The 23,788-nt window shown below is 69.1% G+C and carries 11 protein-coding genes and 1 pseudogene; 2 read left to right on the top strand and 10 right to left on the bottom strand.

What is annotated here, in order from left to right; translation table 11 throughout:
* Nucleotides 1-146 precede the first annotated feature (146 nt).
* The 6 genes and pseudogenes from ACOGI8_RS01175 to ACOGI8_RS01150 all read right to left on the bottom strand — a co-directional run.
* Entirely contained in the window at nucleotides 147-6,281 is a 6,135-nt protein-coding gene (locus ACOGI8_RS01175; RefSeq protein WP_419855077.1) for a cell wall-binding repeat-containing protein, read from the bottom strand.
* 2 nt (nucleotides 6,282-6,283) lie between these two features.
* A complete protein-coding gene (locus ACOGI8_RS01170) occupies nucleotides 6,284-7,030 on the bottom strand; it encodes a hypothetical protein (protein WP_419855076.1) in 747 nt (248 codons plus the stop codon).
* Between the two features lie 338 nt (nucleotides 7,031-7,368).
* Nucleotides 7,369-8,871 carry an AAA family ATPase gene (locus ACOGI8_RS01165; protein ID WP_419855075.1) on the bottom strand — a complete coding sequence of 501 codons (1,503 nt, stop codon included), beginning with the start codon at nucleotides 8,869-8,871 and terminating at the stop codon, nucleotides 7,369-7,371.
* A 288-nt stretch (nucleotides 8,872-9,159) separates the two neighbouring features.
* On the bottom strand, nucleotides 9,160-15,258 hold the full coding sequence (locus tag ACOGI8_RS01160) for a cell wall-binding repeat-containing protein (protein ID WP_419855074.1): 6,099 nt from the start codon (nucleotides 15,256-15,258) through the stop codon (nucleotides 9,160-9,162).
* 2 nt (nucleotides 15,259-15,260) lie between these two features.
* Complete coding sequence (locus tag ACOGI8_RS01155; protein ID WP_419855073.1) at nucleotides 15,261-16,037, bottom strand: hypothetical protein; 777 nt, start codon at nucleotides 16,035-16,037, stop codon at nucleotides 15,261-15,263.
* Nucleotides 16,038-16,349: 312 nt separating this feature from the next.
* Nucleotides 16,350-16,721 (bottom strand): annotated as a pseudogene (locus ACOGI8_RS01150) (cytidine deaminase); the annotation flags it as partial.
* An 81-nt stretch (nucleotides 16,722-16,802) separates the two neighbouring features.
* On the opposite strand from ACOGI8_RS01150, the gene menC reads away from it, so the two are divergent.
* Nucleotides 16,803-17,828: an o-succinylbenzoate synthase gene (menC, locus tag ACOGI8_RS01145; protein WP_419855072.1), complete on the top strand. Its 1,026-nt coding sequence runs from the start codon at nucleotides 16,803-16,805 to the stop codon at nucleotides 17,826-17,828.
* A gap of 71 nt (nucleotides 17,829-17,899) precedes the next feature.
* Here menC and ACOGI8_RS01140 read toward each other — a convergent pair whose 3' ends face one another.
* The 4 genes from ACOGI8_RS01140 to ACOGI8_RS01125 all read right to left on the bottom strand — a co-directional run bounded on the left by ACOGI8_RS01140 (nucleotide 17,900) and on the right by ACOGI8_RS01125 (nucleotide 22,449).
* On the bottom strand, nucleotides 17,900-20,524 hold the full coding sequence (locus ACOGI8_RS01140; RefSeq protein ID WP_419855071.1) for an ABC transporter substrate-binding protein: 2,625 nt from the start codon (nucleotides 20,522-20,524) through the stop codon (nucleotides 17,900-17,902).
* A gap of 159 nt (nucleotides 20,525-20,683) precedes the next feature.
* Entirely contained in the window at nucleotides 20,684-20,842 is a 159-nt protein-coding gene (locus tag ACOGI8_RS01135) for a hypothetical protein (RefSeq protein WP_419855070.1), read from the bottom strand.
* Nucleotides 20,843-20,846: 4 nt separating this feature from the next.
* Nucleotides 20,847-21,323 (bottom strand): hypothetical protein, encoded by a 477-nt coding sequence (locus ACOGI8_RS01130; RefSeq protein WP_419855069.1) that lies wholly within the window; start codon nucleotides 21,321-21,323, stop codon nucleotides 20,847-20,849.
* 19 nt (nucleotides 21,324-21,342) lie between these two features.
* Entirely contained in the window at nucleotides 21,343-22,449 is a 1,107-nt protein-coding gene (locus ACOGI8_RS01125) for a class I adenylate-forming enzyme family protein (protein ID WP_419855068.1), read from the bottom strand.
* 161 nt (nucleotides 22,450-22,610) lie between these two features.
* Here ACOGI8_RS01125 and mtnA point away from each other — a divergent pair, with 161 nt between their 5' ends.
* Nucleotides 22,611-23,768, top strand: coding sequence for an S-methyl-5-thioribose-1-phosphate isomerase (gene mtnA / locus ACOGI8_RS01120; RefSeq protein WP_419855067.1), 1,158 nt, complete (start codon nucleotides 22,611-22,613; stop codon nucleotides 23,766-23,768).
* Nucleotides 23,769-23,788 lie beyond the last annotated feature (20 nt).

The raw sequence follows: 23,788 nt of genomic DNA, 5'->3' as shown, positions 1-23,788 counted from the left end.
CTGGCGCGGGCGAGACGGCTCGCCACGAGCATTTCGCGGCCGTGAGCTTACCGAACGTTCAGTAAGCAACACGGCGCAAGCAGATCACCGTCTGCTGCGCCGTGGCGCGCAGCTCAGCCCGTGGGCCGGGGTGAATCAGTGGGGGGCTATTGGTTCCAGTCGGCGAGTGCGGTTGGGTTGATGGCTTTGGTGCCGCCGAACACGATGAGTTCTTGGGTGACGCGCAGGTAGCTGTTGGTGATTGGCGGTATGCGGTCGGGTCGGGTGAGGACCAGCGGCGCGCAGCGGCGGGCGAGCAGGGGCGCGCTGGCGGCGGCGTCGGCGGGGTCGGTGCCGGTGGCCAGCCCGACGGTGTCGGCTTTGAAGCAGTGGCGTCCGTCGAGGAAGGGGGTGTCGAGCCAGCGGGCGAACCGGACCGCGGTGGCGTAGCGGTCCGCGCCGCCGAGGCGGGTGAGGGCCATGGGCCGCTGGCCGCTGCGGTTGGCTTGGGGAATCGCGCGTATCTGGGCTTCGATGTCGGCCGACACCGCGGCGGTGCCGCCCATGACGATGACATGGTCGGCATGTTCGGCGAGGTACGCGGCGGCATCGGGGTGCAGCGCGCCCGCGTCGGCGTACAGGATCGGATAGGGCCCCGATGCGGCGAACGGCCCCGCGGCGAGCGCGTCGGCGAAGGTGCGTCCTGACGCGACGATCACGAGGCGCCCGTAGATCGGCCCGAGGCCGGCGGGCCGCCCGACGCGGCGGGCGACCGCGACGGCGGCGGCAGCGAGGCCGTCGGTGTGGGCGATGCGCTCGGGGTGGGGGTCGATGTGCGCGAGCGCGGCGAGCGCGGCGTCGCTGATGTGCTGTGTGCCGCCGACGGCGATGATCTCGCTCACGCCAAGCTGCTCGAGCCACGCGACGGTGCCTGCTGGGAGGCCGCCTGGGGCGGTGAGCAGCAACGCCGCGTCGAGCGCGCCCGCCAGCGGCCCTGCGGTGAGCGCGTCGGTCCAGCTGTGCCCGCCGGCGAGCACCACGGTGTCGAGCTTGCCGTCGTTGAGCGCTGCCACTTGCCGGGCCACCTCCAGCGATGTCGCGTACCTGTCCGCGCCCCACAACCGCACCGCCTCGCCCTGACTCTCGTCCTCATCATCATCGCCGCCGCCGCCGCCACCACCACCGCCACCACCGCCGCCGCCGCCGCCCGTCGGCCCGGGTCCCGGTCCCGGCCCGGTTCCCGGTCCCGGCGGAGGGGGTTGAACGCGTCGGGGCTGCACCTTCTGCAGCGTTTCGGCCGCGAGGGTCTTGCCGGGGCCGTGCGTGTCTGTGTAGGTGACCGTGGCCCGCAGCCAGTGGCCGACATCAGCGGCGCTCAGCAGCAGGCTCTGCTGGGTGGCGCCGTCGACGGCTGTCCAGCTGCTCTGGTCGGGGGAGCGCTCCCACAGCCACACCTGGCCGGTCGTCCCGGTGTCGGGTTCGGTGAGCGCGGCCCGCAGCACCTGCCCTTCGTGCAGCGGTGTGCCCGGCAGCGTGAGCGTTCCCTCTTCGTCGACATCTGCGACTTCGATGCTCACCGTGACTGCGGCGGACGCGCCCGAGGGGTCCCTGGCCGTCACCCGCACGGTGTACGAACCGCGGGCTTCGTGGTTGAGCGGCGCCTTGGTCAGCACACCGCCGGTACCGGCGTCGATGCCGAACAACGCACGGCCGCTGTGATCCAGAACGTAGGTGAGCGGGTCGCTGTCCGCGTCGGCGGCCGTGGCCGCGCCGAACCTCACACCGGCCGGGGTGTTCTCGTCGACACTGAGCTGTACCGGGCTCTGCGCGAACACGGGCGGCCGGTTCGCCACTGGCGCAGCCCGCGTCGCCGACACCGACGTGCCGGTGGCGGTCTTGCCCGAACCGTGCCGGTCACGGTAGCCGGCCTGCGCACGCAGCCACTGGCCCTCGTCTGCGGCCACCGGCGTGTAGCTCGTCGTGTAGTTCGTCCCGGTCGCTCCGCTGATCGAGGTCCAGGTCTGACCGTCGGGCGACCGCTGCCATTGCCAGGCGACCGATGTCATCCCGCCGTCGGGATCGGCAAGCTGAGCGCCGACCAAGGCGCCGACTTGGGGATGCAACGGCGCGAACGTGACCGTGCCGGCCTCGTCCACGTTGCGCACCCTCACCGTCGCCTGCCGCGAAACGGTGACCGACCCGTCCGACGCCCGAACCGTCACCGCATAGGCATTGTCACGGCTGCGGTCGGCGGGGTTCTCGAAATCGGGCACCGCCCGGAAGCTCAACTCACCGCTATCGGAAATGCTGAAGTCGTCCCGGTCGTTGCCCCACAGCGCCCATGCAATGGGGTCGTTGTCAGGGTCGGCGGCAGCGAAGGTGGCAACGGCCACGGTCGCAGCGGTTCCCTCGTCGACCCCCACCGTCGACGGCCCCGACAGAACCGGGGTCTCGTTCACGTCGGTGACCGTCACCTCCACGTCCAACGTCCCCGTCGTCGCCCCGTCGGACGCTGCCACCGTCACCTCATAGACGTTGTCACCATCAGCATCGGCAGGAGACTCGAAATCAGGCGGCGACACAAACACGAGCACGGTCCCGGCGAAGCCGAAAGCGGCGGCGTCGTCACCGGACAACGACAACGACACAGCAGAACCCTCGGGGTCCACAGCCGAATAGACAGCCACCGCGCTGATGCCGTTCTCGGGAAAGCCCGGGCTGGTCGGCCCGCTCACCACCGGGGGCTCATCGACATCGGTCACCTCGACAGTGACGGCAATGGTGTCGTCGATCACGGTGTCGGCCTCGCCCGCGTCGTCGAGGCTGTCGCTCACCGAGACCGTCACCGAATAGCGCCGCCGCGTCTCGTAGTCCAGCGCAGCCTTTGTCTGCAGCCGGCCCGCGGAGGTGATGTCGAACAAGGCTGCGCCCTGGCTGTCGAGCGTGTAGGACAGCGTGTCGCCGTCGCTGTCACGCGCCGCCAGCGCCATGCCGATGCCCGCGCCCGCACCGGCGGTCTCCGCGACGGTGCGGACGGCGAACTCGCCGTCGGAGAAGAACGGCACCCCGTTGGAAGCGCCCGGCGTGCCCGGCGCGGCCACCGACCATGCCCCGGTGCGGGTGCTGTTCTTGGCCCGCACCTGCACGTCGCGACGGGCGCCGTTGGCGAGTCCGGTGATCGTGTAGCTGCGGGTGCCCGCCGCCGCCGCGTCGGCCGCCACCGTCCACTGCCCATCGGAGCGGTCAGAAGCATCGCTGCGGATATGACGCACGTCATAACCCGCCACCGCCGAACCCCCCGGATCCGACGGCGCGGTCCACGACACGGTCAACGAGCCGTCGCCCGGCGCCACCCCGCCCAGCGCAGGCGCCCCCGGCCCCGAACGATGCCCGTACACCGTCAGCGTCCACGAGTCCAGCCTCGAAACAGCCCCGCCCGACCGCCGGTCGCGCACCCGCAGCGTCCACGTCCCCGACGGGTCCTCCCCCAGATGCCGCGCAGAACCGAACCGGAACGGCGCCAGCAGTGCACACAATCTCCGGCCCGACTGCGGGCAAAGGTGGTGCGCCACGGGTCTCGACAGCACCGACACCGCGCCCGACGGCGACACCAACTCCACCTCCAGGTCCCGGAAGTCCGGCGCCCGGAACGACGCGTCCACCTCCACCCACTCCACGAAGTCGATCGGCGCGTCGAACTCCACGCTCTGCGAAACGCGTGCCCCATTGTCGGGAACCGACACCGCGCCGCCGGCCGAGGCCACCGCGGCAGTGCGCATCGACGGAAGGTTCGCCCAAGCGGAGGCGAGCTGCACCGCCGCCTCGGCGTCCACCACCCCGAAACCGTACTGGTGATTGTGCTCGTAATGCTGGCCGGACGCCCCGCGCCGCTGGGCCCCACGCTGCCAGCCGCTGTCGGAGGCGTCGTTCTTGCGGGCCGTCTCGGCCAGGATCAGCTTCACGTCCCGCCAAGTCAGTGTCCGGTTGGCGGCACGCACCAGCGCCACCGTCCCCGACACGATCGGCGTGGCGGCGCTCGTGCCACCGAAGGCGTCGCTGTAACGGTTGTAGTTGTACGTGGTGGCCATATCCGGGCGGCTCTTGAGCGACCGGTCGCCGGACGGCGCACACACCCACAGGTTGGGGCCCTGCTCGGAATAGCTCGCCCGCCCGCCGAAGCTGTCCACCGAGCAGACAGGGATGAACCCGTGATGGGTATTGAGTTCCTCCAGCGATGCCCATGCGCCGATCAAGTGGTCGTTGCCTGCGGAGGCGACGTACACCACTCCCTTGCCGCCGTCGCCCTCCCGCAGCCCCGACTCGATAGCCAGGTCCAACAGCCGGGAAGAGCGCCCGACACCGACGTTGTCGACATTTCCCCAACTGTTGTTTGAGACCGACGTGGTGGCCCGGCCCCGCGCCAGAGCGTCGGCCGCGTTCGCCGCGCTGAACTCCGAGAACAGGTCGTGGCCGTAGATGCTCGCCCGGGGCGCCACGCCCCGCGTGCCGACATCGTTGTCGCGTGCGGCGATCAGACCGGCCACCGCCGTACCGTGGAAGTCCACGGACCCGTCAACCGGGCCGTAGCTGTGGTTGCGCGACGTCAGCACGTTGTCGCGCAGGTCTTCATGGAACGGGTCGAGTCTCCCATCGACCACCGCCACGTTGATCCCGGCGCCCATGGTGGTGCTCCACGCAGCGCCCAGGTTGATGTCCTCGCCCGCTGTGCCGCCCAAGCTGCCGTCGTTGCCCAGATGCCACTGGCAGCCAAAAAAGGGATCCTCGATGCCGGACGGCGCCTGCGGACAGTGACGCAGGAGACGGTCGTAGCCCACATCGCCCGAGAACAGCACCAGGTACGAGCCGGTAGCGGTCGCCTGCTCGGCGCTGACCCGCAGATAGTAGGTGCCGGCCGCCAACGTGTCGCTGAGCACGTTGTAGTACGCCAAAGTCAGCGATCTGCTGTTGACGAAGGCGACATCGTAGACATGATTTGACAACGCGCTGCCATTGTGATCGGTCAGATCGAAGTCGATGTCGACATCGCGGCTTGCCGCCGATATCCACACCCGTGCCGAGGAGGCGAGGTCGATGCGGAACCAGTCGACGTCGCCGGCCGGGTCGATCTTGCCGCCGCCGGTGTCGCCGAGTTCCAAGCGGGCGGCCGTGGTTCGCGTTCCGCCCGGCTCGGGCGCCGCGTCGACGTACAGATTGTACAAACCGGTCGGAGCAGAGAGTCGTAGGATGCTCGGATTCGTCCAGGGCTGGATCCGGATGTAGTAGGTCCCGGCCGCCAGCCGGGTCCGCATGGCGAACTGCCTCGTGGAGGGCCACAGCCATGCGTCATCGTTGATGCTGATCCAGGCCCCGCTCGAACTCAGAATCGCCCCTTGCGTGTCAGCCACCTGGCCGCCGCCCCGCACCGCCACGTCCGCCTCTTGGGCCAGCACCAGCTTGAAGTAATCGGCATCTGCCGTGGTGCCGAAGGAACTGAAGACACCGCGCGCCGTCTCGCCGAGGCCGATGGGTGTGGCGTCGGCCAAGCCGGTGGTCTCCGCCAGGGTGCCGACGTGCAGCGTGTACGGACCCTGCTCACCATCGCGGCCCGCCTCCACCTTGACGTAGTAGGTCCCCGGCGAGAGCCGTCCGCTCATCACGAAGTTGTGCGGACCCGACGCAATACCCGCGTCGTCGGACCGGTAGCGGCGGGTACCGCTCTGGGTGTACAACTCGCCGTAGGTGTCGGTGTCCCCGGTAGTGAAGAGGTAGAACTCGCGCATTCCCGTGCCAGAGACGACGAAGCGGAAATAGTCCACGTCAGCGTTCGGGCCGAGGACGCCCTGAACCGGGAGTTCCGCCACGATCCTGACCGCTGTCGAGAGCGACCCGCCCGGCTCGGCCGGGGTTCCCGTGGTCGTGGTCGACCAGGCGCCGTCCACGCTGGCTGTGGTCGCCCGCACCTGCACGTCATAGGAGGAACCGTTGGTCAGCCCGGTCAGGATCGCCCGCAGGGGCCCTTCGGTCCACGCGTCGTCTGTCACCGTCCAGTTGGCGTCGGACTTGTCGGTGGCGCTGGTCAGGATGTGGCGCACGTCGTAGGCCACCACCCCGGCCGCGCCCGCGGGCGCTGTCCACGCCAGCGTCAATGCAGTGTCACCCGGCGCGACATGGCCGATCGTCGGCGCCGTGATCGACTGGGCCAGCACGACGCCGCTGCCGGCTAGTGACCACAGCACTGCCACCGAGGCCGCCAGCAGCGCCCAGAGGCACGCGCGCCGCACGCTCAGCGGATGGCCGAGCATGCTCAATCGGTGGCGGTCTGCTGCCACCAATTCGGACTCGACAGCTCCACGCCTGGCTGGGCGGCCAACGTGTTCGCCAGGTCCAACGACGCCAATCCCGGTCGGGTCTCAACGAAGAACCCGTTGGCCACGTAGTCCAGAGCCGTCGTGCGGCCGGCCGCGACGCCGTTGCGCTCGAAGAACGAAGCGACCGCCGCACCGTCCCAGTCAGGGTCGAGCACCAGCACCACACCGCCCGGCAATGCCATCAGCGCGCCCTCATCGGAGCGAAACACAGCCAGCACTCGGCCCGGACCGGCGTCGCCGGCCTCGCTCTGCGCCGCCGCACTATCGGCATCGCCGCCGACCCGGTCCAGGTCGTCACGGGCAACGACATCGCCGTCCAGGAGCACCAAATCGGGCTGCAGCCGCACCACCAGAGCACGGTCGCCGTCATGCCACGTGTAGGACTCCCCCGACGCCGGCTCCGACGGCGCCGACGCCTCTGTCTCGCCCTCCTCGTCGCCGACAGCCGCGACCGCCGCCGACGACTGCTGCACTGGCGCATGCTGTACCGCCATGGTGCCTTGGCCGCCGGCCTCGACGGACGGCTCGATCTCGGGCACCCCGGGCGCCTCATGAGAAACGGGCGTCGACGCCCCCGCAGTCGCGGCGGCCGACACCCACAGGCCGCCCGCCGATCGTTCAGACTCCTGCGCGGCCCACAGCCGCCAGACAAATCCGCCCGCAAAGAGGACCGACAGCGCCACGCCGACCCGAACCGCAGAGCAACGCGTCACCCTGCCGCCCGACGTGCGGTACCCCCCCCCCCCCCCCCGGATCGGTCGTCGGAGAGGGCCGGGTCATCAGCGAAGCAGAGTAGCTCAGCACACGGACCCAGCCAACCAACAAATCCACGCACCAGCCGCCTGCCCGCCGACGTGGCACTGCGGCTCGATGCCAATGGCGGCTGGGATCGAGCGACAGCCGTGAAGGTGCTGCGCCCCGGCGGCTACCTGCCCGTGCCTACCGAGGCCTCTTCCATCGCTGATTGAGCCATCTTCGCTACCGAGCAGCGTCTTGTCCGATCATTCGGCCTGCCGACCGCTCAGTCGCCGTCGTAGAGGCGTTCGAGGTCGACGAGCTCGATTTCGGATCGACGCTGGGCGGCATCGCGCAGCTCGGGGTCGAATCCCGCAACGGAGAACAGCACCCGCTTGGCGTCTGGCGCCACACGGACATCATCCCGGCGCTGCAATAGCTCGGCTGTCCGGTCCAAGCGATCGAGATCTCGTGTCCCCAAGACGGAGAGCTTGGCTTCCCCCAGCACACCAACCTCGCTCGGCGTCGTTCGGCCGTCAGGCCACCGTCTCATCGCCGCGATGTCGAGTTCGAAGGACTGGCGGCGTCCACGGTCGTTGACCTGCGTCCGCCGAACCGGGCCGATGGCACCGCCCAGCGTCGCACTCGAGGCGTAGCGGCCGACCCATCGACGACAGACCGTCTCGAAGTGCGGACCCAAGACCTGAGACTGGAATGTGCGCGTCGACGAGTTCCAGACCTCTGCTGCTCGCCGGTCTTCCAGCAGTGCGCGGTCGCGCCGTGTCACGAGGTGATGGAAGCGCACGATCGGATCGGCGATCCGGTAGGCGGGCCGGCGAGCGGTCAACAGGTCGTCTTCGCGCAGGACAAAGCCGGCGCTGGTCAGCACGCCGAGTTGGTGGACGATGTCGCTAGACGCCCGGCCAGTCGCTGCGGCAATCTGCCCTTGGGAGGAACGGCCTGCGGCGATCGCCTGCAAGAGCGAGTAGTACGGTGCCTCCGATGTCACCCGGGGGTCTTCGCGCAGCAGGTACTCGTCTTCACGGAAGAGCGCGTGGGACGGGTTCAGCAGGGTGTCGCAGATCCACTGGCCGAGCTCGTCGAGATTCTGCGGCACGCCTGCCCCAGCGGTGAGGTCCTTGTAGCCGGCCGCGCCGCCCACGACTGCATCGACGCTCAAGGCGATCGCCGCGTCGGCGAAGCCCCAATAGTCGCGCGACTGCCGGTAGTCGAACGATCCGAGCGACATGTCCAGGCTCGCGCGTCCGCGCATCGGCGAGGTGCCGCTGAGGATGCCGGTCATGACCGACATGGCCGAGCCGCACACGATGATCGAGACCGGAGCGCGCCAGTCCGCCCCGAGATCGCCGCCGCTCGATTCGTCCATGAGGGACTGGATCACCGAATCCAGTTCTGCGCTGGTGTCGCGCAGGTAGGGATACTCGTCGAGCACGAGCACGTGGGGTCCGTCTTGGCGATCGCCAAGGGTGTCGACGACCTGTGACAGCGCATCGCCCCAGTCGCTGAAATGCCCCGGCGGGGCGCCCGGGTGCAGCGAAGCCGCGCTGCGGGCAAACCTGTCCAGGGCAGCCCGTTGGCCTTCGTTCAACACCAAGTGGTACACACCGCCGAAGGTCTCGGTCAGCCGTCGCAGCAGGTAGCTCTTGCCATATCGACGACGCCCGTACATGAGGCCCAGTCGCAGCCGCGGGCCATGCGCGGCGACGAAGTCGGCGAGATCCCGCCACTCGACGTCACGGTCGTGCAGGCTCTTCGGTTTGGGGTGCATAGAGAATCCTGTGCTCTCGTGCACAAGTTAGCATAACTTGATTTCGGTGAAACCAAATCATGCAACACTCGGTCACCGGTGCAATGCACGACACGGCCCGAGCCTGGGTCAAACCGCGTGGTCGCTGTTGTCAGATGCGCCAGCACTGGGTCTTGCCGAGCGATGTTCGGGGCAGCTCGCTGACGAGTTCCAAGGCTCGGGGGGCGCAGTAGGCGGGAAGGTGGGCCTTGACCGCGTCCCGGAGCGCGTCGAGTTCGGGAAGGTGGGCCGGGGTGAATCAGTGGGGGGCTATTGGTTCCAGTCGGCGAGTGCGGTTGGGTTGATGGCTTTGGTGCCGCCGAACACGATGAGTTCTTGGGTGACGCGCAGGTAGCTGTTGGTGATTGGCGGTATGCGGTCGGGTCGGGTGAGGACCAGCGGCGCGCAGCGGCGGGCGAGCAGGGGCGCGCTGGCGGCGGCGTCGGCGGGGTCGGTGCCGGTGGCCAGCCCGACGGTGTCGGCTTTGAAGCAGTGGCGTCCGTCGAGGAAGGGGGTGTCGAGCCAGCGGGCGAACCGGACCGCGGTGGCGTAGCGGTCCGCGCCGCCGAGGCGGGTGAGGGCCATGGGCCGCTGGCCGCTGCGGTTGGCTTGGGGAATCGCGCGTATCTGGGCTTCGATGTCGGCCGACACCGCGGCGGTGCCGCCCATGACGATGACATGGTCGGCATGTTCGGCGAGGTACGCGGCGGCATCGGGGTGCAGCGCGCCCGCGTCGGCGTACAGGATCGGATAGGGCCCCGATGCGGCGAACGGCCCCGCGGCGAGCGCGTCGGCGAAGGTGCGTCCTGACGCGACGATCACGAGGCGCCCGTAGATCGGCCCGAGGCCGGCGGGCCGCCCGACGCGGCGGGCGACCGCGACGGCGGCGGCAGCGAGGCCGTCGGTGTGGGCGATGCGCTCGGGGTGGGGGTCGATGTGCGCGAGCGCGGCGAGCGCGGCGTCGCTGATGTGCTGTGTGCCGCCGACGGCGATGATCTCGCTCACGCCAAGCTGCTCGAGCCACGCGACGGTGCCTGCTGGGAGGCCGCCTGGGGCGGTGAGCAGCAACGCCGCGTCGAGCGCGCCCGCCAGCGGCCCTGCGGTGAGCGCGTCGGTCCAGCTGTGCCCGCCGGCGAGCACCACGGTGTCGAGCTTGCCGTCGTTGAGCGCTGCCACTTGCCGGGCCACCTCCAGCGATGTCGCGTACCTGTCCGCGCCCCACAACCGCACCGCCTCGCCCTGACTCTCGTCCTCATCATCATCGCCGCCGCCGCCGCCACCACCACCGCCACCACCGCCGCCGCCGCCGCCCGTCGGCCCGGGTCCCGGTCCCGGCCCGGTTCCCGGTCCCGGCGGAGGGGGTTGAACGCGTCGGGGCTGCACCTTCTGCAGCGTTTCGGCCGCGAGGGTCTTGCCGGGGCCGTGCGTGTCTGTGTAGGTGACCGTGGCCCGCAGCCAGTGGCCGACATCAGCGGCGCTCAGCAGCAGGCTCTGCTGGGTGGCGCCGTCGACGGCTGTCCAGCTGCTCTGGTCGGGGGAGCGCTCCCACAGCCACACCTGGCCGGTCGTCCCGGTGTCGGGTTCGGTGAGCGCGGCCCGCAGCACCTGCCCTTCGTGCAGCGGTGTGCCCGGCAGCGTGAGCGTTCCCTCTTCGTCGACATCTGCGACTTCGATGCTCACCGTGACTGCGGCGGACGCGCCCGAGGGGTCCCTGGCCGTCACCCGCACGGTGTACGAACCGCGGGCTTCGTGGTTGAGCGGCGCCTTGGTCAGCACACCGCCGGTACCGGCGTCGATGCCGAACAACGCACGGCCGCTGTGATCCAGAACGTAGGTGAGCGGGTCGCTGTCCGCGTCGGCGGCCGTGGCCGCGCCGAACCTCACACCGGCCGGGGTGTTCTCGTCGACACTGAGCTGTACCGGGCTCTGCGCGAACACGGGCGGCCGGTTCGCCACTGGCGCAGCCCGCGTCGCCGACACCGACGTGCCGGTGGCGGTCTTGCCCGAACCGTGCCGGTCACGGTAGCCGGCCTGCGCACGCAGCCACTGGCCCTCGTCTGCGGCCACCGGCGTGTAGCTCGTCGTGTAGTTCGTCCCGGTCGCTCCGCTGATCGAGGTCCAGGTCTGACCGTCGGGCGACCGCTGCCATTGCCAGGCGACCGATGTCATCCCGCCGTCGGGATCGGCAAGCTGAGCGCCGACCAAGGCGCCGACTTGGGGATGCAACGGCGCGAACGTGACCGTGCCGGCCTCGTCCACGTTGCGCACCCTCACCGTCGCCTGCCGCGAAACGGTGACCGACCCGTCCGACGCCCGAACCGTCACCGCATAGGCATTGTCACGGCTGCGGTCGGCGGGGTTCTCGAAATCGGGCACCGCCCGGAAGCTCAACTCACCGCTATCGGAAATGCTGAAGTCGTCCCGGTCGTTGCCCCACAGCGCCCATGCAATGGGGTCGTTGTCAGGGTCGGCGGCAGCGAAGGTGGCAACGGCCACGGTCGCAGCGGTTCCCTCGTCGACCCCCACCGTCGACGGCCCCGACAGAACCGGGGTCTCGTTCACGTCGGTGACCGTCACCTCCACGTCCAACGTCCCCGTCGTCGCCCCGTCGGACGCTGCCACCGTCACCTCATAGACGTTGTCACCATCAGCATCGGCAGGAGACTCGAAATCAGGCGGCGACACAAACACGAGCACGGTCCCGGCGAAGCCGAAAGCGGCGGCGTCGTCACCGGACAACGACAACGACACAGCAGAACCCTCGGGGTCCACAGCCGAATAGACAGCCACCGCGCTGATGCCGTTCTCGGGAAAGCCCGGGCTGGTCGGCCCGCTCACCACCGGGGGCTCATCGACATCGGTCACCTCGACAGTGACGGCAATGGTGTCGTCGATCACGGTGTCGGCCTCGCCCGCGTCGTCGAGGCTGTCGCTCACCGAGACCGTCACCGAATAGCGCCGCCGCGTCTCGTAGTCCAGCGCAGCCTTTGTCTGCAGCCGGCCCGCGGAGGTGATGTCGAACAAGGCTGCGCCCTGGCTGTCGAGCGTGTAGGACAGCGTGTCGCCGTCGCTGTCACGCGCCGCCAGCGCCATGCCGATGCCCGCGCCCGCACCGGCGGTCTCCGCGACGGTGCGGACGGCGAACTCGCCGTCGGAGAAGAACGGCACCCCGTTGGAAGCGCCCGGCGTGCCCGGCGCGGCCACCGACCATGCCCCGGTGCGGGTGCTGTTCTTGGCCCGCACCTGCACGTCGCGACGGGCGCCGTTGGCGAGTCCGGTGATCGTGTAGCTGCGGGTGCCCGCCGCCGCCGCGTCGGCCGCCACCGTCCACTGCCCATCGGAGCGGTCAGAAGCATCGCTGCGGATATGACGCACGTCATAACCCGCCACCGCCGAACCCCCCGGATCCGACGGCGCGGTCCACGACACGGTCAACGAGCCGTCGCCCGGCGCCACCCCGCCCAGCGCAGGCGCCCCCGGCCCCGAACGATGCCCGTACACCGTCAGCGTCCACGAGTCCAGCCTCGAAACAGCCCCGCCCGACCGCCGGTCGCGCACCCGCAGCGTCCACGTCCCCGACGGGTCCTCCCCCAGATGCCGCGCAGAACCGAACCGGAACGGCGCGTACAGCCCGCACCTCGCCGGGCAGGCGGCGACGGACGCGGGCGGCGACAGCACCGACACCGCGCCCGACGGCGACACCAACTCCACCTCCAGGTCTCGGAACGCCGGCGCCCGGAACGACGCGTCCACCTCCACCCACTCCACGAAGTCGATCGGCGCGTCGAACTCCACGCTCTGCGAAACGCGTGCCCCATTGTCGGGAACCGACACCGCGCCGCCGGCCGAGGTCACCGCGGCGGTGCGCATCGACGGAAGGTTCGCCCAAGCGGAGGCGAGCTGCACCGCCGCCTCGGCGTCCACCACCCCGAAACCGTACTGGTGATTGTGCTCGTAATGCTGGCCGGACGCCCCGCGCCGCTGGGCCCCACGCTGCCAGCCGCTGTCGGAGGCGTCGTTCTTGCGGGCCGTCTCGGCCAGGATCAGCTTCACGTCCCGCCAAGTCAGTGTCCGGTTGGCGGCACGCACCAGCGCCACCGTCCCCGACACGATCGGCGTGGCGGCGCTCGTGCCGCCGAAGCTGTCCTGGTAATGGTGGATCCTGGCCGTGGTGGCGATTCCGGGAGCGGCGCTCAGGCCCCTGGAAGGCGCGCACACCCACAGGTTGGGACCCTGCTCTGAGTTGAACACCCTCTCGCCAGACGCGTCGACCGAACAGACCGTGGTCACACCGTGGTGGGTCTTGTACCCGTCCAGCGACGCCCACCCGCCACTGTCGTCGTCGTTGCCGGCGGAGGTGACGTACACCACTCCCTTGCCGCCGTCGCCCTCGCGCAGCCCCGACTCGATAGCCAGATCGATCAGCCGGGGTTGACGGCCGACATGGCCATCTTTGCTCCGGCTCCAACTGTTGTTGGAAACCGACGTGGTGGCCCGGCCCCGCGACTGAGAGTCGGCGTAGTTGGCTGTGGTGCCGTAGTTCGCGGCCTCATAGGCGTAGATGCTCGCCCGGGGCGCCACGCCCCGCATGCCGACATCGTTGTCGCGTGCGGCGATCAGGCCGGCCACGGCGGTGCCGTGTCCATCATCGGCGTGGGAGACGCTGCCGATGATGTAGCTGTGGTTGCGCGACGTCAGCACGTTGTCGCGCAGATCCTCATGGCGCCAGTCGAGCCCGCTGTCCACCACCGCCACGTTGATCCCAGCGCCCATGGTGGTGTTCCACGCAGCGCCCAGGTTGATGTCCTCGCCCGCTGTGCCGCCCAGGCTGCCGTCGTTGTCGAGGTGCCACTGGCAGCCGAGCAGGGGATCGTCGACGCCGGCCGGCGCCTTGGCGCAGTCGAGCGGGAGACGGTCGAATGACTGGACCCGGCGGAGAACCACCAGGTACGGGCCGGTGTCGGTCGCGTCCTCGGCGCTGACTCGCAGGTAATGGGTCCCCGCCTCCAACGTGCCCCTGAAGATGCTTTGGTGCCCGATGGTGCTCTTGCGCACATCGTAGATGTGCCTGGGAAGCGTGTTGCCGTTCTGGTCCGTCAACTCCAGTTCGACGTCGACGATGTCGCTGCCCGTCCGATCGAAGCTCGTCGCCGAGATCCACACCTGCTCCGAGGAGGCGAGTTCGATTCGGAACCAGTCCACGTCGCCTGCCGGGTCGATGCGGCCGCCGCCGGTGGCGCCCAGCGCCAGGGGCGCTGCCATCGCACGCGTGCTGCCCGGCTCGGGCGCCGCATCCACATGCAGGGTGAACAAGCCGGTCCGGCTCCCGTAGGGCTGGCTGCCGAAGGCCTTGACGCTGATGTAGTAGGTCCCGGCCGCCAGCCGGGTGCGCATCGCGAACTGGAGATCATGCGGCCACAGCCATGCGTCGTCGTTCTGGCTGTGGGTCACGCCCGGAACGAGAATCTTGCCAGCCAGATCCGGCACCAAGCCACCGCTTCGCACCGCCACGTCGGTGGTCTCGGTCAGCACGAGCTTGAAGAAGTCGGTGTCTGCCGCTGTCAAGACGCCGCGCCCCACTCCCCCGAGTTCGATGAGCGGCGCATCGGCCAGAGCGACGGGCTCCGCCAGGGTGCCGACGTACAGCGTGTAGGCGCCCTGCGCCCCGCTGTGGCCCGTGACCTTGACGTAGTAGCTCCCCGGCGAGAGCTCCCCGGTCATCATGAAATTGCGCGGGCCCGACACGACGTACGCGTCGTCGGACAGGTTGAGGCGGATGCCGCTCTGGTTGTACAGCTCGCCGTAGGTGTCGGTGTCCCCCGTCGTGTAGGCGTAGTAGTCGCGGTCGGCGGTGCCCGTGACGTCGAAGCGGAAATAGTCCGCGTCGGCGTTCGGGCCGAGGACGCCCTGAACCGGGAGTTCCGCCACGATCCTGACCGCTGTCGAGAGCGACCCGCCCGGCTCGGCCGGGGTTCCCGTGGTGGTGGTCGACCAGGCGCCGTCCACGCTGGCTGTGGTCGCCCGCACCTGCACGTCATAGGAGGAACCGTTGGTGAGCCCGGTCAGGATCGCCCGCAGGGGCCCTTCGGTCCACGCGTCGTCCACCACCGTCCAGTTGGCGTCGGACTTGTCGGTGGCGCTGGTCAGGATGTGGCGCACGTCGTAGGCCACCACCCCGGTCGCGCCCGCGGGCGCTGTCCACGCCAGCGTCAATGCAGTGTCACCCGGCGCGACATGGTCGATCGTCGGCGCCGTGATCGACTGGGCCAGCACGACGCCGCTGCCGGCTAGTGACCACAGCACTGCCACCGAGGCCGGCAGCAGCGCCCAGAGGCACGCGCGCCGCACGCTCAGCGGATGGCCGAGCATGCTCAATCGGTGGCGGTCTCCAGCCACCAATTCGGACTGGACAGCTCCACGCCTGGCTGGGCGGCCAACGTGTTCGCCAGGTCCAACGACGCCAATCCCGGTCGGGTCTCAACGAAGAACCCGTTGGCCACGTAGTCGAGAGCCGTCGTGCGGCCGGCCGCGATGCCGTTGCGCTCGAAGAACGAACCGACCGCCGCACCGTCCCAGTCAGGGTCGAGCACCAGCACCACACCGCCCGGCAATGCCATCAGCTCGCCCTCATCGGAGCGATACACAGCCAGCGCCATGCCGGTGCCGGCGGCACCATCCTCGCTCTGCGCCGCCGCACTATCGGCATCGCTGCCGACCGGGGCTAGGTCGTCACGGGGAACGACATCGCCGTCCAAGAGCACCAAATCGGGCTGCAGTCGCACCACCAGGGCACGGTCGCCGTCATGCCATGTGTAGGACTCCCCTGACGCCGGCTCCGACGGCGCTGATGCCTCTGCGTCGCCCTCTTCGTCGTCGACGGGCGGGACTGCCGCCGACGACTGCTGCACTGGCGCATGCTGTACCGCCATGGTGCCTTGGCCGCCGGCCTCGATGAGCGGCTCGATCTCGGGCACCCCGGGCGCCTCATGAGAAACGGGCGTCGACGCCCCCGCAGTCGCGGCGGCCGACACCCACAGGTCACCCGTCGATCGTTCAGACTCCTGCGCTGCCAGCAGCCGCCAGACAAATCCGCCCGCAAAGAGGACCGACAGCGCGACACCGACCCGAACCGCAGAGCGACCCGTCACCCAACCGCCCGACCGCGGTACCCCCCCCCCGGATCGGTCATCGGAGAGGGCCGGGTCATCAGCGAAGCAGAGTAGCTCAGCACACGGACCCAGCCAACCAACGAACAATGACCCGCCATATCACCTCACGATGGTTGTTTCATGCGATGACGCTGCCCATCAAACAACTCATGAGGTGCGTTGCGTGTTCAGTTCGTGTTCATGCTTTCGCTGCCGCTGAGTGCCCGCGCCACGAATCGTCACGCGGCGCAGCAGCAGCCGCTGGGGCCGTCAGGGCCCGCCGGCGCTTGTACCCAGCTCCGGCAGCGGGAACTCGAAAGCGCCGGGCAGCAACTCGGCAACGGTGGTGTTCTCGTTCACCGCGCAGTCAGGACCGCCCGCCTCGAGGAGCAGTTGGCGGCACCGGCCGCATGGAGCAAGCAGTTCGCCGTCTGCATCGGTGATGGTCACCGCCACCAGGCGACCGCCCCCGCTGCGATGCAGGTCGCTGACCATGCCGCACTCGGCGCAGAGCGTGAGCCCGTAGGACGCATTCTCGACGTTGCAGCCGGTGACGATCCGGCCGTCGTCCACAAGGCCTGCTGCGCCGACGTGGAATTTCGAGTACGGCGCGTACGCCATGCGCGACGCTGCGTGCGCCCGAGCACGCAGTTCGGCCCATCCGATGGCGGTGTCCTCGGCCATGCCGAACCTGCCTCCTCCGTCGCCTCTGCGACGAGAGTACGGCCACCGACGCCACCCGACTGAGCCAATAGCGTTCACGCCGTGCAGGTGACACTGCAGGAATTCGAGCTGCCGCTGGCACGGCCGCTGCTGACCGCTCACGGCTCGATCGCCGTGCGACGGGGCATCGAAGTGCGCGTCGGCGACAACGCCTGCGTCGGCACCGGCGAGGCGGCACCGCTGCCGGGCTTCGGCGTCGAGACGTATGAAGAAGCGCTGGCGGCGCTGGAGCGCTGGGCTGAGCATCCTGAGGGCGAGCCGCCCCGCGAACCGTGTGCTGCCGCCGCAGTGGAATCGGCACTCACCCAGCTCGACGCCGAGATCGAGGGCGTCACGCTGTCCACGCTGCTGGCCGAGACCCCACCGACGCAGCGGCGCATCGCCACCCACGCGTTGGTGTCCGATCTGGATCCTGAGGCTGCGGCCCAGCGCGCAGCGCACGCCGCAGCGGCAGGTCACCTGGCGGTGAAGCTCAAGGTTGCCGCCCGCGACCACGCCAGCCGTGGCGGCAACGGCAGCGCCGCGGACATTGCCGAACAGTCGGTGCGCATCGCACACGTGCGCCGCTCCCTGCCCGCCGGTGTGGCACTGCGACTCGACGCCAACGGCGGCTGGGACCGTGCGACAGCGGTGAAAGTGCTGCGCCCCGTCAGCCACCTCGACATCGAGTTCATCGAGGAGCCCACGCCTCATGCCGCTGACTGGGCGCAGATCAGCCGCACGGTCGGGCTGCGGGTCGCCGCGGACGAGCACCTGCGCGATGCCGACGCGCTTGACCGGCTGATTGCGGTCGGTGCCATCGAGGTCGCGGTGCTCAAGCCGGCGGTGCTGGGCGGTCCGCACGCTGTCTATGACTTGGCCCGGCGGGCGGCGATGCGTGGTGTTCGCTCGGTGGTGTCGTCGTTCATCTGCGGCCCCGCAGGTTTGCGCATCGCCCGCGAGACCGCCGTCGCGGTCGATCCGCATGGCGTGCATGGGATCGGCACGGCGACGCTGTTCGCCGAGCCCTTGCCGGAGGATGTGACGCCTGCCGGCGGGTACTTGCCTGTGCCGGTCGGCGTGCCCTAGATGCGCCAGCGTTGGGCCTTGCCGAGCGGTGTCTGGGGCAGCTCAGCGACGGGTACCGGCGGCAGACGCAGCTAGTCCAGGTCGGCCACCCAGTTCAGCTCGCAGCGGAAGGGACCGTCGTCCCCTCCTCGGTAGGTAGCGAGCTCGACCGTGTCGCGGTGTTCGACCCGAACGCGCGTAGACGTGTTGACTTCGACGCCGCTGCCGTTGACTCCGATCCAGCCGACCCCGCGACGTGCCGGTTCACGCCACTCTGCAAGGCCGCGGTCGTAGTACAGGCATTCCGAATCGGCGGTGATTTGCCAGTAGCCGGGCTTGAGCCGGCCCTCTGGTGCGTCTTGGCCCGTGCGATGCGCGCTTGCCGGCACCCAGGCCGCGTTGTCTTGTTCGTCGGCGTCATCGGAGAAGTGGGCGGCGAGGGTCGTCAGACGGTCGCGCGTGAGGGATGCACAGCGGCCGACGTGCGTCTCCCAGGGGCAGTTCGGGGTCTGTCCCTCGACATTGATGATCTCGAGCGGTGTTCCCCACGATTGGGCATCTGCGTCGAATCGGTAGACACCGGAGCCTTCGACCGGGTACGCATCGACGCTGCCGTTGAGCCTGAAGCGGATGCCGTCGTAGTACATCGGATGGTCGATGTCGAGGCTGCGCACGGCCAAGATGAGATTGGTGCGCGTGATCCCTGCGGGCAGTTCTGCGGCGATGCGCAGGGCCTCAACGTAGGGATACCCGAACAGGTAGCCGAGTGCGTGCAGCTGCTTGTCGCGGTCGAGGTCGGCGTCCTCGATGTTCTCGTTGACGAACTTGATGAACGGTTCGCCGGCGTAACGCGGCTCGATGTTGTCCTTTGCGCCCCCGCCCATGACGAGCCAGCCGTCGGCGGCTGCGCCTGCGGGCTTCATGTAAACGTCGGTCTCGCTGCAGACGGACGAGGTGAACATCGCGCCGCCTCTCGCCTCAATGGATGCGATCAGCCCGTTCGAACCCGCATCCTGGATCGCGAGGAAGCACGCGGCGCCGACGGTCATCGAGATGTAGACGTCGGGGTTCGCGTCAGCCACGGCTTGCATCTCGGTCGCGAGCGAGGGCGCGGCCGGGTCGTGGCGGACCGGGGTGAAGCTCGACACGACCTCGGGGTGAGCTTCGGCCCATTCCCCGAACGCCGCCTCGTAGGCACGCCCGTAGTCGTTGTCCATGACGACCGAGGCCACGCGCACCGGCAGCTTCCCGGTCAGGTTCTCTTCGATCCAAGTACCCCACAGCACCGCCTCGGTGCCATACGCCAACAGCGAGCCGGTGGTCCACGGATGGGTCGCTGGGTCGCCCCAGGCCGAATGATGGCTCTGCGCAAACGGGTGCGGGATGCACTCGTCGTTGATCCGGTCGTAGGTCGCCATGGTGCTGGGCAATCCAAGCGTGACGATCGACAGCACGTTCTCCGACTTGATGAAGGCGTCCACGTTGTCAATCGCCCGTTGAGCGACGAACCCGTCATCTTTGGAAATGAGAACGAGCTGGCGGCCCGAGACCGGGTCGTTGGCGTTCACCCAGTCGAAGTAGCTCTCCATGCCGGCGCCGACCCGTGCGTTCTCGCCGGCGAGGCCCGACTGAGCCAACGAGTAGCCGATGCGGATCTGGGCGTCGGTGACGCCTGCCATGTCGGACCAGCCACTCGGGCAGTCGTCGAGGTCGATCCGGAACCCAGCCAGCCCGCGCAGGACGTTGTCGTCGTCGATGCCGTAGTTGCCTGCCCTGATCTGCCGCGTCAGCTCATCGACGATCTCAGCGCGTTGAGCAGCTGCTTCGGCGAACAACTCCTTGATCGCTTCTTGGTCTGTCGGGGTGCCCACAGTGGTGTCGCCGGCGGCGCGCTGGCCTACCAGTCGCGCGGTGGCCCACCGGTCAATCCCGGACAGACGCCTCATCGAGCGATCGGCGACTTTCGCCGTCGGCAGCGCCGCTGTGCCGCCGACAACGAACCCGCCCGCATTCGCAGCGGCCAGACGCGCCTGCTGATCGGCAGGCATCGGCTCGTCACGCGGGCCGGCGAGCACGATGCAGTCGCTGCCGATCACCCCTGCGAGCATCGCCGCGGCGTACATGTCCGACTGCGCCCTCGCATCCGAACCGACCACGATCGGATCCTCACCCGCACACGACCCTTGCGACTGCGGCGGCACTGCAACGCCGTTGATCCTGGGTGGGACGCCCTGAGTTGCTGCAGCGTCGGGCGTTACGCCAGCCGCGTGCTGACCCACGCGACGGGCCGTGGCCCACCGATCGGGCCCGGACAATGAGGTCATCGAGCGGCCCGCGATCTTCGCCGGCGGTACCGCCGCCATTCCGCCCACAACGAACCCGCCCGCATTCGCAGCGGCCAGACGCGCCTGCTGATCGGCAGGCATCGGCTCGTCACGCGGGCCGGCGAGCACAATGCAGTCGCTGCCAATCACCCCTGCGAGCATGGCCGCGGCGTAGATATCCGACTGCGCCGCCGCATCCGAACCGACCACGATCGGATCCTCACCCGCACACGACCCCTGCGATTGCGGCGGCAGCGCCACTCCAGCGGATTGCGCCGACACGGCCCCTGCGGGAACCAACGCGGCCAGCGCGCCTACCAGGCACACCACCACTGCCGCGACGCTGATGCGCCGCAGCGAAATTACATATCTACGGGGGGGGGGGGGCAGCAAACATGGGCAGGGAACCTAACACTCTCTGATGAAGCGTGAGCGGCGACGATCCGCTGCGTGAGCGGGCAGCAGTTCCAAGCCGATTGGTCGAGGCGGGCGGCAGCCCGACGCTCATGTGAATGCTCGTGGCTGCGGGCAGAACCTACGCGTCTCTGTCGGCTAGGAGGCTGTGGCTTTGCCCCGGCGCCAGAAGCGGAAGAACTCAGGTATGCCGATGAGACCCCGGCTCACGGTGACGCTCGGCAATGCTTGGGGCGGCGTGAGCTTAGGAGACTCGGACTGTTCTGGATCCGTCCTGACCGTGCTGGCCTCGCCCATGCCGTCAGGTTACACCGAGCAGCAAAGCAAGCAGAAGCGTCCCCCCAGCGAACGTGGCATAGACCTGCAGCGCTACCAAGCGCTTCGTTCTCGTCAGCGATTTCTCGTTGCGTTTGCGGTGGCCTTCGTGCGTGAACGCCAAAGACAGTTCGAAGTCCTCCACGCTTGAGGCTTGGTTCGAGAAGTAGTCGAGAGCATCGACATCGGTGCCTTCGTTCCAGCGACTGGCCGAGAGTTCGACGAGCAGTGTCAGAACCACCAAGGCCACGGCGGCGTAGGTAATCCAGAGACCCAACTCGCGGCTGACCGGTTGATCGGCGGGCTGGGCTGCGAGAGCCACGAGTCCTGCAGAGAGGAACCCGGCGAGCATGCTGCGTGACAGAGACTGCAGGCCGCGCAGACGCTCGTCTTGCTTGCGGCGCAGTTCTCGGGCCTCATCGAGGAGGTGCCCGGTGATCGAAGCTTGGCTGCCATTGGACATGGGTCCAACCTCCTTCCGACTACAGACGCCAGCGCTGGGTTTTTCCCAGGGGGGTTTGGGGCAGCTCGGCTACCAACTCAAGGGCTTGGGGGGCGCAGTAGGCGGGGAATTCCGCTTTCACTGCTTCGCGTAGTGCTTCTAGTCGGGGGGGTTGTGCGGGGTCGGTAGCGACTACTACGGCTGTTACTGCTTGGCCCCACTCGGGGTCGGGGCGGCCTACTACTGCTACTTCGGCGACGTTGGGCAGGTCGGCGAGGATTCGTTCTATTGCTACTGGCCAGACCTTTTCGGCGCCGGTGGTGATCATGTCGTCGACTCTTCCGAAGACGGCGAGCTGGCCGTCTTCTGATACGGCGCCGGCGTCTCCTGTGGGGAACCAGCCGTCGGCCGTGCGGGGATCGGTTCCGTCGCGGTAGCAGCGCAGCAGCATCGGGCAGCGGAGCTGCACTTCGCCGTTGGCGATGCGCAGCTCGACGCCTTCGAGCGGCCAGCCTTCGTAGATCACGCCGCTGAACGTCTCGGTCATGCCGTAGGTGGCGACGGTGTTGGGGGGCCGTTGGGCGGGCATCGCGGAACCGCCTAGCAGGATCGCTCGGAATGCCGATGCGTCGATGCGCGCTAGCGCGGTGGGTACCAGCGAGGTGAGGGTTGCGCCTTGGCGGGCTGCTGCTTCGACCGTGGCTGCGTCGAAGCCGTCGTGGACCTCTAGGGGCGTGTCGGTGAGCAGTGTGCGGACGACTACTGCGAGGCCGCCGACGTGTGCGAGTGGCAGGCATGCCAGCCAGCGGTCGGTGCTGGGATCTACGGCGAGCGCTGAGCTGGTTGCCATCGCGTTGGCCTCGATGGCTGCGTGGGTGAGGACGGCGCCTTTCGGATCGCCGGTGCTGCCGCTGGTGGCCATGACGAGTGCGTCGCCGGCCTCGACGTCCCAGCCGCCTCGGCGGCGGTGGCGGCCGGTGGCGTCCACGACGACACTGGCGCCCATGCGCTCGACGAGCGACTCCTGCGCCGTGGCCGGCAGCCGCTGATCGACGGGCAACACGGCGTCGCCGGCATCCCAGGCTTGCTGCAGCTCGGCTACGAAGCGATCACCGCCGCCGATCGCCAGCGCCACCAGTCGTCGCACGGCGCGGACACTACCGATGCGGCCGCTCGTGCCCGCCGGAATTTGCGCTCGGCGAGCGCGGCGCTGCGAGGGCTGCCGCTGGGCAACGAGCGGGATCGTTCGCTCGAAATGGATGAGACGTTGGCGGAGTTGTCGCACGTGGGCGCGAGACTGTCGGCTGCATGGATACGACCGCTGCAACGCCGACGCTGCGCTGGACCGGCGACAGCATCGAGATCATCGACCAGACGCGCCTGCCGGGCGAGCTGGTGCTGATCGACGTGCGCGACGTGGCCAGCGCCGTGGATGCCATCGAGCGGCTTGCCATCCGGGGCGCGCCAGCCCTCGGGGCCTTCGGGGCGCTTGCGCTGGTTGTCGGCCTCGACGAGGCGCAACCCGGTTCGCTGGGTGACGCCGGTGCGGTGCTGGAACGTTTCAGGACCGAGATCGGCGACGCCCGCCCGACCGCGGTCAACCTGCGATGGGCAGTGGACCGCACGATCGATGCCGCGCTGGCTGCCGCCGGTTCGTTCGGCTCGAGCGACAACACGGGCGATGGCAGCGCCAGTGAGCAGGGCAACACCGGCGACAGCGGCAGTGCAGGCAGCGTTGCCGAGCTGCGCCGGCGGCTGCTGGATGAGGCCCTGGCCATCGGAGCGGAAGATGCTCGGGCGTGCGCCGAGATCGGACGGTTCGGCCGCGAGCTGCTCGCCGACGCCACTGTCATTGCGACGCACTGCAATGCAGGACGGCTCGCCACGGCGGGCACGGGCACGGCACTGGGCGTCGTGTACGCGAAAGCCGCGGGGGGCGAACCGGTGCGTGTGCTGGCCGCCGAGACCCGCCCGCTGCTGCAGGGTGCACGGCTCACCGCCTGGGAACTGGCCGACGCGGGCATTGATGTGTCGGTGGTCGCCGATGCCGCGATGGCGTCGCTGATCGCGGGTGGTGCGGTGGACGCGGTAGTCGTGGGCGCGGATCGCATCGCTGCCAACGGCGACACGGCCAACAAGGTCGGCACGCTGGCGCACGCGCTCGCTGCCGCGGACGCTGGCATCGGCTTCTATGTCGCCGCCCCGACCACCACGATCGACGCAGCGCTTCCATCGGGCGAGTGCATTGCCATCGAGCAGCGGAACCCCGACGAGGTGCACCACGCCGGAGGGACGCGTCTGACCCCTACGGAAGCCGTCGCCATCAATCCCGCATTCGACGTGACGCCCGCCCGCCTGATCACGGCGATCATCACCGACGCCGGCGTGTTGCGACCGCCGTACGACCGGTCCATTGCTCAGGCGCTGGCTGCAGCCGGAGACGACATGCGGGAGTCAGTCGAATGAAGGGCACAAGCGAATATCCG

The sequence above is a fragment of the Candidatus Poriferisodalis sp. genome, from assembly GCF_965204195.1.
Lineage (GTDB): Bacteria > Actinomycetota > Acidimicrobiia > Acidimicrobiales > Poriferisodalaceae > Poriferisodalis.
Note: the sequence above shows the minus strand (reverse complement) of the source record. Positions and strands in the feature narration are given on the sequence as shown.

Excerpts from the sequence above, each read along its gene's own strand:
- ACOGI8_RS01165 (WP_419855075.1), bottom strand. The coding sequence starts at position 8,871 with ATGCACCCCAAACCGAAGAGCCTGCACGACCGTGACGTCGAGTGGCGG.
- ACOGI8_RS01130 (WP_419855069.1), bottom strand. The coding sequence starts at position 21,323 with ATGTCCAATGGCAGCCAAGCTTCGATCACCGGGCACCTCCTCGATGAG.
- ACOGI8_RS01175 (WP_419855077.1), bottom strand. The coding sequence starts at position 6,281 with ATGCTCGGCCATCCGCTGAGCGTGCGGCGCGCGTGCCTCTGGGCGCTG.
- mtnA (WP_419855067.1), top strand. The coding sequence starts at position 22,611 with ATGGATACGACCGCTGCAACGCCGACGCTGCGCTGGACCGGCGACAGC.
- ACOGI8_RS01160 (WP_419855074.1), bottom strand. The coding sequence starts at position 15,258 with ATGCTCGGCCATCCGCTGAGCGTGCGGCGCGCGTGCCTCTGGGCGCTG.
- ACOGI8_RS01135 (WP_419855070.1), bottom strand. The coding sequence starts at position 20,842 with ATGGGCGAGGCCAGCACGGTCAGGACGGATCCAGAACAGTCCGAGTCT.